Origin of the sequence: Palaeococcus pacificus DY20341, from assembly GCF_000725425.1 — an archaeon.
Lineage (GTDB): Archaea > Methanobacteriota_B > Thermococci > Thermococcales > Thermococcaceae > Palaeococcus > Palaeococcus pacificus.
In genome coordinates this window covers 598,145-611,915 of sequence record NZ_CP006019.1, presented here as the reverse complement: position 1 = coordinate 611,915, position 13,771 = coordinate 598,145, and the positions used below count along the sequence as shown (strand labels likewise).

The window sequence follows — 13,771 nt, the reverse complement described above, 5'->3', positions numbered from 1 at the left end:
CAATCACTCTGTTGCAATTGCTGTTTCAAGCTTTCTTCTACTTGCTTCAAGCAAATCGCTTAAGGTGAATATTCCAATTATCTTTTTATTGTCTTCTACAAGTATGTGCTTTATCCTGTGCTCCGCCATAATCTTTAGGACTTCTTTAAGGGGCGTAGTAGAGCTAACCGTTATAAGTTCCTTAGTCATTATCTCTTTTACTGGGGTTTCATATGGCAGACCTGGAACAATTACCCTTCTTATTATATCGCTTTTTGTAAAGAACCCAATGACAGACTCGTTCTTATCCACAACCACCAAAGAACCTATATCAAAGTCGACCATGACTTTACATGCCTCTTGGATCGAATCATCTGGATTCACAGCGATAAGCTTTTTTACCATATAAACCTTAATTGGAGCATTTTCATCCATAGAATCACCATACCTATTCTTTGTTGTATGAGGGTATAACTTTTTCGCATGGTCAATTAGAAAGCTACAAAGGCAATTGGATATTATCCTTTATAATATTCTCACTTTTCTTTGAAAAACGATAAACGCTACCAAAAAGATTATAAACCCACCTCCCATTTTTTAATTGCCAATATTCGTTTGGTGGTGTCTGAGTTGGAAGGAAATAAATTTGGTGATAGGAAGTTTGGAGACAGACCAAGAAAAAGGTTTGGCCCACAACCTCCAGTAAAAGTTGGTGAAAGATATAAGGTTAAGATTGAAAGTCTCGGCAAAGGCGGAGATGGAATTGCCAGAATTAAAGGATTTGTTATTTTTGTCCCAAAAACCAATGTTGGGGACGAAGTAGAGATAGTGATAAATTCCGTGAAACAAAAGTTTGCCTTTGGGGAAGTTGTTGGGTGAAAAATTTGTAGTTTCCCCTTTTTCCTTAATTATTACCAGATTAATCGTTGACGTAAAATTAAAATATCCGTTTTTGAAAATCTAAGTGAAAAGGCTTTATTTTTAGAAAAATTTATATTCCGAACCAATCAAAGAAGTTTTTAGGCAATAATGTTTTAGTCAAATCGATGGGGTGCACCTAATGGTAGTGACTGTTGTAACAGGAAGGGGTGGAGCAGGAAAGACTACCACCACAGCCAATCTCGGTACTTATTTTGCTCAAAGAGAGTTTAGAACCCTTCTGATTGATGGTGATTTATATCTACCAAATCTCGGCTTCCACTTCTCCCTTGAAAACATTAAGTATACGCTCCACTCTCTTTTAAAGGATCCTAATTTGGACCCAGAATGGGCAATTTATAAGCACCCCCATTCGGGAGTGTTTGTAATGCCTGGAAGCACAAACCTTCAAGATGTTTTAGGGATTTCTACTGCACAATTAAGGGACATTGTGGAGAACATGAAATATAAATTCGGCATGGTTTTTGTTGATTCACCTACGGGAATACCCTTTGATACGCTCCCAACGTTCGAAGTTGCAAGCTATCAAATAATTGTTGTAGAGATTGAAAGATCTCCTATTTATACTTTAGAAACAATGGTAGAAAATGAAGTGGAAAAGCTAAAAGCATTGGGAGATGAATATGGCCTTCAAGAGGGAGTTATTCTTAACAAAGTTAGAGAATCTGAAGACGTCGTGGATAAAATAATTGAAGTAATAGAGGAAGATGTTGGAATACCAGTTCTCGGTGTTATTCCATTTGATGAAAGTGTTCCTGAGTCAATTAATGTGGGTGTGCCGATATTAGTGTATAAGCCACGCAGCGATGCTGCGTTAGCCTTTAAAGAAACGGGTCAAATTATTGAAGAGTGGATTTTTGGAAAGAAAGAAGAAAAATTCCGCTTTTGATAACTTTGGCAAGGAGGGTTAGTCATGGAAATTGAGGAGATTATTGAGAAAGTTGTAAATGGAGAAATTAAGCTTCACCAGGTTGAAAAATATGCAAACGGGGATAAAAAGCTCGCGACTGAGATTAGAAGAAGAGCATTGGAGAAGAAATTTGGAATAACCCTTGAAAACATCGGCCACTACTCACTTGATCCAAACCGTGTTATAGGGAAGAACATTGAGAACATGATTGGAGTCGTTCAAATTCCTATGGGAATTGCTGGACCCCTCAAGATAAATGGTGAGTATGCAAAGGGTGAATTTTACATCCCCTTAGCCACAACGGAGGGAGCTTTAGTCGCGAGTGTCAATAGGGGTTGCTCCGCCCTAACTGCTGCTGGCGGAGTTAAGACTACAATCATAGGCGATAAAATGACGAGAGCTCCTCTATTAAAGTGTCCCGATGCAAGAAAAGCTAGAGAAGTTGCTCAATGGGTGATGGAGAACCTTGAATATCTCCAAGAAAACGCCGTCTCAAAGGTTACGAGACATGGAAAGCTTAAGGGAGTCACGCCCTACATTGTTGGTAACAACTTATACCTGCGCTTTGAGTTTGAAACGGGCGATGCAATGGGTATGAACATGGTAACGATTTCGAGTGAGGAGATAATGAAAGTAATTGAAGAAAAGTTCCCGGATGTGAAGTATCTCGCCCTATCGGGGAACCTCTGCGTTGATAAGAAACCCAATGCCATGAATTTCATAAATGGAAGGGGAAAAACCATTATAGCCGAAGCTGTGATTCCAAGAGAGATAGTCGAGAAGAAGCTTAAAACAACGCCTGAACTCATAGCTGAAGTCAATTATAGGAAGAACCTCGTAGGTTCTGCACAGGCAGGAAGTTATGGCTTTAATGCTCACTTTGCTAATATAGTGGGCGCGATATTCTTAGCCACGGGGCAAGATGAGGCACAAATAACCGAAGGTTCACACGGTATAACTTTAGCGGAGGTCACGGAAGAAGGCGATCTTTACGTGAGCGTGACTATGCCAAGCCTCGAGATAGGAACAATCGGGGGAGGAACGAGAGTTCCGACCCAAAGAGAAGCTTTGAGCATAATGGGCATCGCCGGTGGAGGCGAACCAGCAGGAACAAACGCCAAGAAGTTCGCGGAGATTATAGCAGGTACAGTTTTAGCAGGAGAGCTTTCGCTTTTAGCAGCAATAGCAGCGAAACACTTAGCTAAAGCCCACAAGGAGCTGGGGCGCTAGCTTACTTTCTCTTTATGTTCTAGACGCTCTTTTCTACACTTTCAATATCCGCTCCTTCTCACTAGTTAGTGAGTTAATGTTTTAGCCAATTATTTAATTGTTCAATTAATTGTTGTCCTAACCAATATCCCGCGTCATATTTTCAACCTTTGAAGTTATTTCATTCACGTTGAGGCTTTTTACATCGATCTGAAGCTCGCCTCTCTCCGAGGGGATATAGTGGAGAATCTTCGCTTTAATGCGGACAACCTCATTCATAATCTTCGAGAGAGCAGGGTTTTCTCTGACAACTTTGTACTCTTTAATGTGCTCTGCATTGATGAAAAGCCATATAAGCAGCAAAACTGCTAAAACCTTCCACCAGTCCTTTGAATCCATCGCTAGGACAATAAGGGTTCCAAACACGAAAATCAAGCTTGGAAGAATCATGAAGAAGAATATCTTCCACAGCATGCAGCTTCCCTCCAATACAGTATTAATCAATCTCGTATTCTCTCTCCTTGTATCCCTTTTTTAGGCCCTGAATTAGGAGGATCAGCGCAAAAATCATCGTTATTACATTGGAGATTCTCAAAATATCTTCTCGATACCGATAAACAAGAAAACCCCCCGCAATTCCTAAAACTCCTTGAAATACCTCAAGAATCTTTTGCACCCTGCTCTTTTGTTTGACACCCTTGTTTACAATCCTCTGAACAATCTCCTCCAAAGCATCTTCATTTTTAGGTAAAAACACTATTAATTTATCTTTTCTCTCAAATCTAATCCTCTCCTCGCTGGGTACTATGTAGAACCATCTGCTGGTCCCATCATCGAGTTCCACTACATAAATTCTCCAGTGTTTGGAGAGCATGTTCTTAATATGACTCAGAAGAGAAAACTCATCCACATTCGTGAGTCTTGAAAACGTGCGCCCTCTAAAGACAGCTTCAACTTCTTTAGCTTTTTCACTTATGAATTGGTTTTCTTTGACTTTGATTAAAACATAGACTAATCGCTTTTCTTTTTTGCGCTCAATTTTCCTGGGCTTTTCTTTTGCATGTTTTCTTGGAATTATTATAGAGCCCGGTACAAAAGTCATGTTTACTCTTAACTAATTTGAAAAAACTACTTAAAAAAGTATCGAGAAAGGAGAAGGTAATTAAGAAGACAACTCTTGGATCTTTTTCCTCACGAGCTGATTGACAAGCTTTCCATCTGCTTTACCTCTCAGCTTCGCCATTGCCCTTCCCATTAACATGCCCATAGCACCCATTCCCTTAGCTTTAATGACCTCTATGTTCTGCTGGGCAATTTCTTCAATTATGCGCTCCACTTCCTCTTCACTTAAAAGTGTCAGACCTTTTTCCTCGGCCACTTGAAGCGCTGACTTCTCGGGATTTCTAGCAAGCTCTTTAAATATCTCCTCAAAGGCCTCCTTTGCAATTTTGTTTTGGAGCAATAGGCTGAAAGCATCTTTTATGTGTTTATCGGTTATGTTCTCAATTGGCACCTCCTTCTTGAGCCCCTTGAGAACTACTACCAAAGTGGAGGCCACTATCGAAGGCTTAACTCCCATTCTAATGAGCTCCTCAAAGAGCTCATCCCTCTCATCATCCACAAGCGTTTTTACCAACGCTTTATCTAGCTTGTACTCTTTAGCTAAGCGCTCTACTCTCTCCTGCGGGAGCTCTGGGAGGTTTGCCAAAATTTCATCCTTAAGCTCGGGTGTAACCAATATAGGCGGAATATCTGTCTCAGGATACATCCTCGCCTTTCCTGGGAGCGGGCGCATGTATTGGCTGTTGCCATCTGGTAGAGCCTTTCTTGTCTCCTCTGGAACACCTTGCAAAGCCTCTTTGGCCCTCTTAATGACCTCTTGAAGCGCTTTCTTGGCTATATCCTCTTCCGCTGCAACGAGAACAAATGCATCTTGCTCGCTGAGGTTGAGCTTTTCAATAACTGCATTAACCTCCAATTCACTAATTCCATAATTAGGCAGTTCATCAATGTGGAATATTCCTTTAACATACTTTTTAGCCCTATCCGCCATTTCGGTACCCAATCTCCTTCCCGGCTGTACCTCAAAGCCTATCAATCCTTTAAACTTAGGGAGCTTTACGGCCAAAACTTTGCCGCCTTTTTTGAGTGTTTTGGCAATTATTTTTGAACCCGTATTCTGGAATATCTCACTCACGTCATAGAACTCTTCCTTAAGCTCTTCCTCCTTTGCTCCCCTCTTCTCGAGTTCTTCTTTAATCTTGAGGAGATTAACTTGTCTTATAACTTCGCGCTCAATGATAAGAGGAATCATGTCAAGCTCTTGAACACCTTTAATCTCTATCCTCGCACCGCCCCTAATTGAAACATTCAAATCCTGTCTGATTGTTCCTAAACCTCTTTTTACTTTACGCGTTGCCCTCAAAGCATCGCCTATGTACCTAGCCACAACTTTAGCCTGCTCTGGGTGGTGAATATCTGGTGTCGTTGCAATCTCTATGAGAGGAATACCCAAACGATCCAGCCTATAGATAACCCGCCCATTCTCACGTTCTACAATTCTACAAGCGTCTTCCTCTAAGCAAATCGTTGGGATTCCAACGCTTCCCCAAGGCGTATCAACTTTTCCATTCATCGCTATTATAGCAGTTCTCTGGAAGCCTGAAACGTTTGAGCCGTCTATGACGATTTTTCTCATAAAGTGGACTTCATCAACGGGAGTAGCATTTAATAGGTAAGCTATTTGAAGTGAGACCTTAAGGGCTTCATCATCAGGAGCGTGTGGAGGCTCTTCGTCCATATAAACTAAATCACTGTATTTATAGTTCCCCTCGTAAACGAACGTTCTTCCTCTCTTAAACTCCTCAAGAGCAGCTTGATCAATCTCTCCGAGTTCGCTCATCGTCGGCCTAAGCTTTCTTTGGAATGTGAAGTTCACTTCATCATGAAGCTCACTTGGCACGGGTGAAAAGAGCTTTTTAGTGTCCAACTGTCTGTGAATCTCTAAACCTACTTTTAGTCCGAGTTCTTTATAGTTGGGCATTTTCATCACCTCAGGTAAGCATCAAACCTTGTGTAAGGTGTTATCTCGCCTGCATAGTTTGTTAACATCATTTTCTTGACTTCTTCAAGGTTCTGCGTCTTTCCGAGAACCCACATTAGCTTAACGTAGGCCGTTTCTGGGAGCATATCCTCACAAGGAATAACTCCTGCCTTAATGAGTTCCCTTCCAGTTGAGTACACATTTAAGTTAACTCTCCCATAGAGGCACTGGCTTGTCATGCACACTGCAACTCCCTCTTCAATTGCCCTTCTAATGGACTCAATTACATAAGTTGGAGTGTGCCCAAGACCCGTCCCTTCAATCACAAGGCCCCTGTAGCCTTTATCTACAAAGAAATCAATTATTTCTCCGCTCATTCCCGGAAATGATTTTATTAATGCAACCTTCTCCTCCATTGTATCATCTACCCAGACTTCGCTTTCACTTCTTCTCCTGTAATCTTCCCTTAAAAATTCAATTTCTCCGCTTGTCCATATTTTAGCTATGGGAATGTCATTTATGCTCCTAAAAGCATCTCTTCTTGATGTGTGCATTTTCCTAACTTTTGTGCCCCTATGGGCAAGGCAGTATGTATCACCCGTCTCCCCGTGCATCACAACCGCAACTTCTCCAAAGTCAGCGGTGGCCATTCTTGTTGAGCATATCAAGTTCATCGCTGCATCGCTACTTGGTCTATCACTACTCCTCTGAGCACCCACCAAAATTACAGGTTTCCCTAAATCTTTAAGCATAAAGCTCAAAGCTGCTGCTGTGTAACCCATAGTATCTGTTCCATGCCCTATAACAACACCATCTTCACCGTCGTTCAAAACTTTAGCAACTTCATGAGCAATTTTTGTCCAATACTCCGGCTTCATGTCCTCACTCAATATGTTCAAAAGGAGCTTTGGCGTTATGTTTGCTATATCAAAGATCTCAGGGACAGCCATAGCTAGCTCTTCAGCAGTAAAAGCTGGATGAACAGCACCAGTTTTGTAGTCTATTTTTGAGGCTATAGTTCCACCAGTTCCAAAAATAGTGACATTTGGAAGGCCTTCCTTTTTTGGGAGAACTGCCTTAAACTCCCTCAGCTCCTTTGGCTTTGCCTTCTCAATTATTTGAATCTCTACTATCTGATCCACAAGAATTCCAATGTTGTATCCATTATCAAGCTTTAACGTGAGGGTTTCTCCACTTGAGAGTTCATAAGGCATCATCACGACTCCTTCGTATTCTGCCGTGCTCCCGTTCTCCCTTTCAATAACCCTGATGTAATCACCGACATTAATTCCCTTCTCCTTCATAAAGCGCTCAACTTTCCTCATGTTCCTGACCTCCATCGATGAGACTAATTAGCGTGCTCCGCCAATAGTTTATGCCCATTTAATATAAACCTTAAGGTTGAATTAGTGGCAAAAATTGCAGTTAAAACAGAGAATAGTTTGAAAGAATGACAAAACTATTTCACCGAAATTTTAAACCTCGGCTCCTCAATCCAGCTGGAACGGCACTTTGGACATTTGGATGGGATTTTTATTTCTGATTTAAAGACAAAGCCGCAGTTCTTACATTGGGCCGGCTGTATTAAAAGGACTTTCCCCTCACGCTTTAATGCCCTAGCAATTGCCCTCAGGTCTTCAAGAATAATTTTCCCGCTTCCCCTACCCCGCATGTCCAATAGTAGGGCAAGCTCGCTCACACTGTAGTCCCTCTCCTCCAAAAGTTTTATTATCTTCTGCCTTCTTGTCATCATAGGCATCACAATTAGTTTGCGAGAGTGATTATAAACTTCACTCTGAGGTGAGAGCATGATAATCGAAAAAGCCGAGAGGATACTTGAAAATCACGAACTGTGCAACAACTGCTTAGGAAGATGCTTTGCCAAGTTGGGAAAAGGAAAAAACTCCGAGAGGGGAGAGGCAATAAGGAATGTCCTTAATATGGAGCGGGAGGCTAATAAACAATCCCCAATAAAAGAGCCCCAAACATGTGAGCTGTGTGGCAATATATTTAAGAAACGGGACTATTTCGCTCAGAAGTGCTATGATAAAGCGCTAAAGCTTGGTCTTGAGTTCGATAGCTTTTTAATTGGTTCAAGTTTTCCAAAAGATATACTCGAAAAAGAAAGGGCTATTGTAGAGGAGTTTGAACTGGACTATGCAGAGCCCATAAATAGAGAGTTCAACCGTGAGGTAGGCAAGGCTTTAGAATTGCTCTTCCAAAAACCAGTTAATAAAAAGAATCCAGACGTGATCTTTATAATCGAGCCATATACCGAAGAGATCAAAATTCAAAGCAAGCCCATTTACATTTACGGCCGCTATAGAAAGCTTGTTAGAGGAATCCCCCAAACACCTTTTAAGGGCTACAAAGAAAGCGTTGCCTCAATAATATGCAGGCCCTTTGCAGAGGCATTTAGAGGAAAAGCTGTTTTTCACGGTGCTGGGAGAGAAGATATCGATGTGAGGATGCTTGGAAGCGGAAGACCGTTTATCGTCGAAATTAAGAACCCGATAAAGAGAAAAGCGGTGTTGGAAGATCTCGCTAAAGAGATAAACAGCAGCGAAAAAGTTGAGGTTTTTGGTCTGCGATTCGTAGACTATAAAACTATGGAAGAGATTTTGACTCAAAACCACAGGAAGGAATATGAAGCAGTAGTTTATGTTGAAGACGGCGTTGAAGAGAAGGATTTGGATAAAATCGTCAAAACTCTTACTAACGCGACCATCCACCAAAGAACTCCAAGAAGGGTTTTACGGAGGAGAAGCGATTTAACGAGGGTTAGAAAAGTTTATAAAGTGGACGGCAAAGTGATTGATGGAAAACATATTAAGCTGAGAATATTTTGCGATGGTGGATTGTATATAAAAGAGCTTATATCTGGAGATATGGGGCGAACGACCCCTTCCGTATCCGAAATAATTGGTAAACGCGCGATTTGCGAAGCTTTAGATGTGATAAATGTAGAGGTGATTGAAAATGGTGCAAAAAGCCCACACAATAAGGAGAAAAACAAGGGGTAAGCTCAGTAAGCACCCAAGGAGAAGAGGACTTCCCCCACTAACTAGATTCCTCAAGGAGTTTGAGGTTGGCCAAAAGGTTCACATAGTTATCGAGCCAAGCTATCACAAGGGTATGCCGGACCCAAGGTTCCACGGAAGGACAGGAACAGTAGTTGGCAAGAGAGGAAACGCTTACGTCGTCCAATTAATGGATGGTGGAAAGACTAAGACATTTTTCATCCACCCAATTCACTTAAGACCACAAAAGTGACCTAAAATGATAGGGAGAAAAAAGATTAATGAAAAATATCTTACCATTGCAGAGGCCCAGGTAATCTTAAAGAAGCAGCTTGAAGAAGGGCTCAAGATTAACCCAGAGGAGCCTCTAAACTATGAGGCTAAGTTAAGCTTGGAGCACACGGAGAGGTTCTCCAAGATAGAGCCCGAAAAGGCTGACGAAGCTAAACAAAAACTCATGGAAGCTTTTGAATGGATGGACGAGAGAATTGCCACTAAAATCCTAGACATAATGCCTGAGGACTACTTTGACATTCGCGTTATCTTTGCTAAAGAGGAGTACATGCCTACAAAGGAAGAGGCAGAGAAAATTGTTGAGATTTTAGCTCCATACAAAAAGGAGTGACCCTCTTTTAATTTATATTTTTATGCTCCACTTCTAAGCACAAAAGTATAAAAAGCGGTAGAGGGTATATTTTCTGGGGGAGTGACAATGAGAGGATACCCATCTTATGGACGTAACACGCATAAGAGAAGGCCCAAACATGTTGAGTATGAGGATTATGCTTACGTGTTAGACTACCTGCCGCTGGGCTATGTGGATATAGACCACAACAGAGTTATCGAGAAGGAGCCGTTAGCCCAAGTTATAGGCGAAAAGGCATTTACCCTTCTTGAAGTTGTACCCAAAACAGATTTGATGCTCTATGAGAGAGTGTTCATAGGAAAAGGAGTTAGAGATAAAATTCTCAAAATAAATAGAAAAATTCACTTCGATGACTTAACACCTACGGCTAAAGCAGAGCTACACTATGTGGTGGAAGAGATAGTTAAGAACAATGAAGAGCGTTTTATTAAGTTCTTCAATATGGCGCCCCCCATAACTAACAGGCTGCACAGCTTAGAGCTCCTGCCGGGAATAGGTAAAAAGCACATGTGGGAGATACTAGAACAGAGGAAGGTCAAACCCTTCGAGAGTTTTGATGACCTAAAGCACAGGGTCAAAGGACTGCCAGACCCAATAAAGATGATATCAAAGAGAATCTTAGACGAAATCGAAGGAAAGGACAAATACAGGCTTTTCGTGGGGCATAACAGGCTCTTCCGCGCATGATTTCTTTTTTGGTGATTTTTATGCTCAATCCCAGAGTTTTTGAGCTCCTCTCCAAATATGGAATAAGGCCAAACACAGATTTAGGGCAAAACTTCTTGATAGTTGAAGATATTATTAAACGTGAAGTTGAGCGAGCCGAGATAAAAGAGAACGAGACTGTTCTAGAGATTGGCCCTGGTTTGGGTGTTTTAACTGACGAACTGAGCAGGGTGGCGAAAAAGGTATATGCAATAGAAAAAGACTCGCGAGTAATTGAAATCCTAAAAAACGAGTATAAGTGGAGTAACGTCGAAATTATCAATGCAGATGCTTTAAAAATTGAGTTTCCTCCTTTTGATAAGATAGTTTCAAATCTTCCATACCAAATTTCATCCCCAATAACTTTCAAATTTTTAAAGTACGACTTTAAGAAGGCCGTTCTAATATATCAGCTCGAATTTGCCCAAAGGATGGTGGCAAAGCCAGGGGATAAGAACTACTCCCGCTTATCCGTAATGGTTCAAGCGAAAGCCAACGCTGCGCTCGTGGAGCGTATTGGGAAGGGGGCATTTTATCCCAAGCCCAAAGTTGATTCAGCTGTCATAATTATGGAGCCAAAGCCAAAAAAGGAGCAAATAATTTTAAATGAAAACCTAGTTAAGGCCCTCTTTCAGCACAAGCGCAAAATAGCATCCAAAGCATTGAAGGACTCATACCACATGTTCGGCCTAACAAAGGAAGAGTTTAAAAAGGTTAGAAAAATCTTTGACAGAGTCCCTCATGCCAAGAAGCGGGTTTTCCACTTAGACATAATAGATATCAAGGAAATTGAGGAGTTTTTGAAGGAAAATGGGATTATCGAGGCTTAGAGAGTTTTGCACTAACTATTTCCGCTGAATTTTTAAGCTCCAACTTTAAGGTGATATCATGATAGTCGCTATAATTGATGGTTACACAGATGAGCCGGCTGGCCTTGGAGTGCCTCCTTACTTAGGAATATACCCCCGCTATGCCTATGGGGCAATAAAGAAGGCTAATCCTAAGGCTAATGTCTTTTATTTGACCATTGATGACTTGAGATTTACGTTTGAGGGTGAGCACGGGATAAAGACGAGAAACAAGACTCCAAATGTATTTAAAACTAAAGAAATTCTCCAAAAAGCAGAGTTGATAATTTACATAGGAGGTTTGCATACACCTGGGAAATACCTATCCGCGGTTCCTTCTCAAGTTGAGGAGGTAGCTAAGTTTCTAAAACCTTTTGAAGGCGTCAAGATTTTGGGCGGGCCAGCTTTTATGGGCTCTGCTCACGAAGGAGGAACTAAGATAGGGTCAAGAGAGCTCATGCTAGCCAATCAAATTTTCGATTACATAGCTTATGGGGATTTGGAAGCTTTTCTCTACGACTACCTAACCAACCCTAAAGATGCCAATCCCTTCCGCTTTAGGACTTATGAAGAGCTTAAAGACTATGCTCTTTTAGGAGCTGAAGTGGTTAAGCAGTTCCCGGATTATCCAAACTTTGTTATAGTGGAAATCGAGACTCAGAGAGGATGCCCTAAGGCGGCGGGAATTGGAGGATGCTCTTTTTGTACAGAGCCTTTGAGGTACAAACTCATCGCGGACAGGCCCATTGAGGACATAGTAAAAGAAGTTGAAGCTCTCTACAAGTTAGGAGTTGTGCACTTTAGAATCGGCAGACAGAGCTGCATCTTTTCATATATGGCAAAACCAAACGGAAGAGTCCCAATCCCGAATCCCGATGCACTAGAGAAGCTCTTTAAAGGCATAAGGAGCGTCGCCCCAGATGTTAAAACTCTACACGTTGATAACGCAAACCCGGCGGTAATAGCAAACTATCCCGAGGAAAGCACAAGAATAGCCAAAGCCCTCATAAAGTACGGCACACCTGGCAATGTCGTTGCCTTTGGCCTTGAGAGTGCAGATCCAAAGGTAGCGAAGAAGAACAATCTTAATGCCACCGCTGATGAGACGTACGAAGCTGTTAAAATCCTAAACGAGGTTGGGGCTAAGAGGAGCTATAATGGAATGCCCTGGCTGCTCCCGGGAATAAATATTCTCTTTGGGCTTCCAGGAGAGACTAAGAAAAGCTATGAAATAACGTTCCAATTTTTAAAGCGCCTCTTAGATGATGGACTCTTGGTGAGAAGGATAAACATAAGGCAGGTTGTAGTCTTTCCGGGCACTCCTTTGTGGTACCTGAGGGAGAAAGTAAAGACCGAAAAGCACAAAGCGCTCACCAAACACTACAAGTATAAAATAAGGCACGAGATTGACTTTCCAATGTTAAAAAGACTAGTCCCCGTAGGGACGATTTTGAGAGATGTTAGAGCAGAGGTTTATGACAACGGATTAACTTACGGACGTCAAATAGGGAGCTATCCTCTAATAGTGGGGATTCCAAAAGAAATCGAGCTAAACCGTTTTTATGATGTCTTGATAGTGGGACATGGATTTAGGAGTATAACAGGAATTCCAATACCTATAAACGTGAACAAAGAGAGCTCAAAAGTTCTCAGTTATCTGCCGGGGATAGGAAAGAAGAGAGTAGTAAAAATCCTCTCAAAGAGGCCCTTTAAGAGCAAGGACGAGGTTTTGACTATCGTTGAAGATCCAAAAAATAGGGAAATGCTAAAGGATATAATCAGCCTTGAGTAGTCACGGGCTGGACTTGAGAGTTTATTATTGACTTTAATAGCAAAACCTCCACAAAGAGCGTTTGCTCATCCGTTGCCTCTAAAACCACTATTCCCGCTTTTGGTACGTAAATTCTGTTTACCTGACCCCCTTCTTTAGGACCAATTAGTACCACGAGGAGATGCTTCTCATTGCCTATCCTTCCAAGACCTATCATAGCCTTTGGTAGGAAAGCTATATAACTCGTATCGACCCTTGCTTGGGCTTCTTTTGCAGCAATCTTCTTAGCCGTTTGATTGTCCTTACCTTCCTTTACTATAGCCTCATAGTAGTACTTCCTACCCATTAAAGCTCCAATTGTAGCAGCCAACTCCAAACCAGTTCTGGTTCTCCAAACACAAGCCTCTCCTTGACAGTTTTTAAAGCTTGGATCCCCCAGCAAAAGTGTAGCTCTTTCGTAAGTAATGCTTCTCAGAGTTATGTTTAAATCTACCATAGGATTTCCGGTTATATAACTCTCTAGGGTTATGGTGTAGTCATTTCCGCCATAGGGAACTACAACTTGAGTTGAGGAGAGAGGTTTTTTTATAGGGCTGATTTGTGATGAGTAGTTAGAATAACCATAAGAAAATGCCCCAACAGGTGCAAGAACTAGAACTCCAATTAGAACTACAATTAAAACACGCTTGTCCAACTTCAAA

16 protein-coding genes are annotated in these 13,771 nt (G+C 41.6%); 9 read left to right on the top strand and 7 right to left on the bottom strand.

Annotated elements, in window-relative coordinates:
• Positions 1 to 3: 3 nt before the first annotated feature.
• Positions 4 to 414: a CBS domain-containing protein gene (locus PAP_RS03545; RefSeq protein ID WP_048164727.1), complete on the bottom strand. Its 411-nt coding sequence runs from the start codon at positions 412 to 414 to the stop codon at positions 4 to 6.
• Between the two features lie 195 nt (positions 415 to 609).
• Here PAP_RS03545 and PAP_RS03540 point away from each other — a divergent pair, with 195 nt between their 5' ends.
• The 3 genes from PAP_RS03540 (at position 610) to hmgA (ending at position 3,058) form a co-directional block, all read left to right on the top strand.
• A complete protein-coding gene (locus PAP_RS03540; RefSeq protein ID WP_048164726.1) occupies positions 610 to 858 on the top strand; it encodes a TRAM domain-containing protein in 249 nt (82 codons plus the stop codon).
• A 181-nt stretch (positions 859 to 1,039) separates the two neighbouring features.
• Entirely contained in the window at positions 1,040 to 1,807 is a 768-nt protein-coding gene (locus tag PAP_RS03535; protein ID WP_048164725.1) for a MinD/ParA family ATP-binding protein, read from the top strand.
• A gap of 24 nt (positions 1,808 to 1,831) precedes the next feature.
• Positions 1,832 to 3,058, top strand: coding sequence for a hydroxymethylglutaryl-CoA reductase (NADPH) (gene hmgA, locus PAP_RS03530; RefSeq protein WP_048164724.1), 1,227 nt, complete (start codon positions 1,832 to 1,834; stop codon positions 3,056 to 3,058).
• A 117-nt stretch (positions 3,059 to 3,175) separates the two neighbouring features.
• On the opposite strand, the gene PAP_RS03525 is transcribed toward hmgA, so the two are convergent.
• The 5 genes from PAP_RS03525 to PAP_RS03505 all read right to left on the bottom strand — a co-directional run bounded on the left by PAP_RS03525 (position 3,176) and on the right by PAP_RS03505 (position 7,833).
• A complete protein-coding gene (locus PAP_RS03525) occupies positions 3,176 to 3,511 on the bottom strand; it encodes a hypothetical protein (protein ID WP_048164723.1) in 336 nt (111 codons plus the stop codon).
• Positions 3,512 to 3,533: 22 nt separating this feature from the next.
• Complete coding sequence (locus PAP_RS03520) at positions 3,534 to 4,139, bottom strand: hypothetical protein (RefSeq protein ID WP_048164722.1); 606 nt, start codon at positions 4,137 to 4,139, stop codon at positions 3,534 to 3,536.
• Between the two features lie 60 nt (positions 4,140 to 4,199).
• Positions 4,200 to 6,080, bottom strand: coding sequence for a Glu-tRNA(Gln) amidotransferase subunit GatE (gatE, locus tag PAP_RS03515; protein WP_394296784.1), 1,881 nt, complete (start codon positions 6,078 to 6,080; stop codon positions 4,200 to 4,202).
• Between the two features lie 5 nt (positions 6,081 to 6,085).
• Positions 6,086 to 7,405 (bottom strand): Glu-tRNA(Gln) amidotransferase subunit GatD, encoded by a 1,320-nt coding sequence (gatD, locus tag PAP_RS03510; protein WP_048164720.1) that lies wholly within the window; start codon positions 7,403 to 7,405, stop codon positions 6,086 to 6,088.
• Positions 7,406 to 7,539: 134 nt separating this feature from the next.
• Positions 7,540 to 7,833: a transcriptional regulator gene (locus PAP_RS03505; protein ID WP_048164719.1), complete on the bottom strand. Its 294-nt coding sequence runs from the start codon at positions 7,831 to 7,833 to the stop codon at positions 7,540 to 7,542.
• Positions 7,834 to 7,888: 55 nt separating this feature from the next.
• Between PAP_RS03505 and PAP_RS03500 the strand changes: the two genes are divergently transcribed.
• From PAP_RS03500 to PAP_RS03475, 6 genes are all read left to right on the top strand, one after another.
• Positions 7,889 to 9,103 (top strand): tRNA pseudouridine(54/55) synthase Pus10, encoded by a 1,215-nt coding sequence (locus PAP_RS03500; RefSeq protein WP_048164718.1) that lies wholly within the window; start codon positions 7,889 to 7,891, stop codon positions 9,101 to 9,103.
• Entirely contained in the window at positions 9,060 to 9,353 is a 294-nt protein-coding gene (locus PAP_RS03495) for a 50S ribosomal protein L21e (protein WP_048164717.1), read from the top strand. The genes PAP_RS03500 and PAP_RS03495 overlap by 44 nt, the downstream gene beginning before the upstream one ends.
• A gap of 6 nt (positions 9,354 to 9,359) precedes the next feature.
• Positions 9,360 to 9,725: an RNA polymerase Rpb4 family protein gene (locus tag PAP_RS03490; protein WP_048164716.1), complete on the top strand. Its 366-nt coding sequence runs from the start codon at positions 9,360 to 9,362 to the stop codon at positions 9,723 to 9,725.
• An 87-nt stretch (positions 9,726 to 9,812) separates the two neighbouring features.
• A complete protein-coding gene (locus tag PAP_RS03485) occupies positions 9,813 to 10,433 on the top strand; it encodes a DUF655 domain-containing protein (RefSeq protein ID WP_048164715.1) in 621 nt (206 codons plus the stop codon).
• 20 nt (positions 10,434 to 10,453) lie between these two features.
• Positions 10,454 to 11,281: a 16S rRNA (adenine(1518)-N(6)/adenine(1519)-N(6))-dimethyltransferase RsmA gene (gene rsmA / locus PAP_RS03480; protein WP_048164714.1), complete on the top strand. Its 828-nt coding sequence runs from the start codon at positions 10,454 to 10,456 to the stop codon at positions 11,279 to 11,281.
• Between the two features lie 58 nt (positions 11,282 to 11,339).
• Positions 11,340 to 13,091, top strand: coding sequence for a radical SAM protein (locus PAP_RS03475; RefSeq protein ID WP_048164713.1), 1,752 nt, complete (start codon positions 11,340 to 11,342; stop codon positions 13,089 to 13,091).
• On the opposite strand, the gene PAP_RS03470 is transcribed toward PAP_RS03475, so the two are convergent.
• Positions 13,078 to 13,764, bottom strand: coding sequence for a hypothetical protein (locus PAP_RS03470; protein ID WP_048164712.1), 687 nt, complete (start codon positions 13,762 to 13,764; stop codon positions 13,078 to 13,080). The genes PAP_RS03475 and PAP_RS03470 overlap by 14 nt on opposite strands.
• Positions 13,765 to 13,771 lie beyond the last annotated feature (7 nt).

Coding starts and splice junctions, on each gene's coding strand:
- PAP_RS03495 (WP_048164717.1), top strand. CDS start 9,060: ATGGTGCAAAAAGCCCACACAATAAGGAGAAAAACAAGGGGTAAGCTC.
- hmgA (WP_048164724.1), top strand. CDS start 1,832: ATGGAAATTGAGGAGATTATTGAGAAAGTTGTAAATGGAGAAATTAAG.
- PAP_RS03545 (WP_048164727.1), bottom strand. CDS start 414: ATGGATGAAAATGCTCCAATTAAGGTTTATATGGTAAAAAAGCTTATC.
- PAP_RS03500 (WP_048164718.1), top strand. CDS start 7,889: ATGATAATCGAAAAAGCCGAGAGGATACTTGAAAATCACGAACTGTGC.
- PAP_RS03535 (WP_048164725.1), top strand. CDS start 1,040: ATGGTAGTGACTGTTGTAACAGGAAGGGGTGGAGCAGGAAAGACTACC.
- PAP_RS03485 (WP_048164715.1), top strand. CDS start 9,813: ATGAGAGGATACCCATCTTATGGACGTAACACGCATAAGAGAAGGCCC.
- gatD (WP_048164720.1), bottom strand. CDS start 7,405: ATGAGGAAAGTTGAGCGCTTTATGAAGGAGAAGGGAATTAATGTCGGT.
- PAP_RS03525 (WP_048164723.1), bottom strand. CDS start 3,511: ATGCTGTGGAAGATATTCTTCTTCATGATTCTTCCAAGCTTGATTTTC.
- gatE (WP_394296784.1), bottom strand. CDS start 6,080: ATGCCCAACTATAAAGAACTCGGACTAAAAGTAGGTTTAGAGATTCAC.
- PAP_RS03520 (WP_048164722.1), bottom strand. CDS start 4,139: ATGACTTTTGTACCGGGCTCTATAATAATTCCAAGAAAACATGCAAAA.
- PAP_RS03475 (WP_048164713.1), top strand. CDS start 11,340: ATGATAGTCGCTATAATTGATGGTTACACAGATGAGCCGGCTGGCCTT.
- PAP_RS03505 (WP_048164719.1), bottom strand. CDS start 7,833: ATGATGACAAGAAGGCAGAAGATAATAAAACTTTTGGAGGAGAGGGAC.
- PAP_RS03490 (WP_048164716.1), top strand. CDS start 9,360: ATGATAGGGAGAAAAAAGATTAATGAAAAATATCTTACCATTGCAGAG.
- rsmA (WP_048164714.1), top strand. CDS start 10,454: ATGCTCAATCCCAGAGTTTTTGAGCTCCTCTCCAAATATGGAATAAGG.